Source organism: Endozoicomonas sp. Z74, from assembly GCF_057680865.1.
Genome location: NZ_JBLYZI010000238.1, coordinates 1 through 1379, shown reverse-complemented (window position 1 = coordinate 1379; position 1379 = coordinate 1). Strand labels below are relative to the sequence as shown.

General features: G+C 44.7%; 2 protein-coding genes. Both read right to left on the bottom strand.

Annotation, left to right across the window (positions count from 1 at the left end):
• Positions 1-114: 114 nt before the first annotated feature.
• Complete coding sequence (locus ACNRUY_RS26490) at positions 115-849, bottom strand: hypothetical protein (protein ID WP_488114662.1); 735 nt, start codon at positions 847-849, stop codon at positions 115-117.
• Complete coding sequence (locus ACNRUY_RS26485) at positions 821-1111, bottom strand: hypothetical protein (protein ID WP_488114661.1); 291 nt, start codon at positions 1109-1111, stop codon at positions 821-823. The genes ACNRUY_RS26490 and ACNRUY_RS26485 overlap by 29 nt, the downstream gene beginning before the upstream one ends.
• Positions 1112-1379 lie beyond the last annotated feature (268 nt).

The following is a 1379-nucleotide window of genomic DNA, read 5'->3' as shown; positions in this document are numbered from 1 at the left end:
CATTTTTGCCAGAAAGCGCTCTTTGCGGGTGGTTCTGCGTTTATGGACAAACTCACTGTCTGCGAAACTAAGCTGGCTCATGGACAGAAACTCAAGCTGGAAGCGATGGGAGTATTATCTCATGGCTAGGGACTTAATCGCACCTTCCCTAACAGCCTCAGGTAGACCACCTGAACCTGCATTACGAGATGGAGACAGTTGTACTCGTACTTGATTTATTTTCTCACGATAACCCGATGGTATTTTATCTTTGATATAATTCCAAATAACACCATTCGTCATATATCGTTGAAAATGCTTTTCACCAAGCATCTCTTCCCTGTAACCATAAATGTTCGCAGTAATAGTTTGAATAATATAGTGACAGACTTTTCCATCAAGTTCAGAAAATTCATATAAACTATCAGGCTTTCCAAAAGCCTTACCTCCAACAAAACCTAAAGTTTCTTTTAACCCACCCTTGCCCTTCCAATTTTCTGGTTTAGATAGTAATTTTCCTTTTTCCCTTTTACCTTCTGCTACAAACATCTTGCTCTCTGGCTCTTTTTTCTGGAAATTACCATTCCCTCTTCTATCTCCCCCTCCACCACCCGATGAGCTGCTACCTCCAATCGCCCCTCCTGTGGCCCCCATACTTTCAGCCGATCCATCGACTAAAGATGAAGTTTGACCACCACTCCCTGAAACACTCAGCTGATTACCTTGCCCCATATCACGAGGCAACTCATTCAGAATCAGTTCACATTCATTTTGACCTGCGCAGGTACAAAGTGAATCAGCCCCTCCAACAGATATAGAATTCTGGTATTGAAAGTAATTTTCAGGGCTTCCTGCCTTCTTGAAAATCACCGACAACAAGACCACCGTCAATATAACAACCACTTTGGGTCGGTGGCAGATTTCCGGTATCAAGAACAATGCCAGGTGGAAGCTGCTTTCCCCCCGTCAAAACCACCAGAAAGGGATATTCAAAGCCGGGGGCAGGAGATAGCCTTACCCGATCAACAACATCAACAGTCTTTGTAGCCAGCTTCAGATCCATACCACCCGGCTCATCGATTAACGGCACCCCTTCAGACTGCAACAGTAACGCAGGCAAAAGAGGAACCATTTTATCTTTTGACAGAAGCCCCATTGAAATTTTGGCAGCACTGGCATAATCAAGCTCAACCGGCCTGTTAAGAAGCAGCTCATCAGTAGCAACTAGGCGGAGTTATCATCTAACCGTTCAATCATATTGCTGGAAACCAGACCGGAAAGGCAGCTGATAGTGAGCTAAAGTATGTGAATTTGGTTTGCTATGGCTCGCACAGTACTCAAAGATGATCAATGGGATCGGATCAAAGACATGTTACCAGGCAAGGCCTCTGATCCCGGAC

Bases quoted from the DNA above. Each gene is read 5' to 3' on its own strand.
- ACNRUY_RS26485 (WP_488114661.1), bottom strand. From the start codon at position 1,111: ATGGTTCCTCTTTTGCCTGCGTTACTGTTGCAGTCTGAAGGGGTGCCG.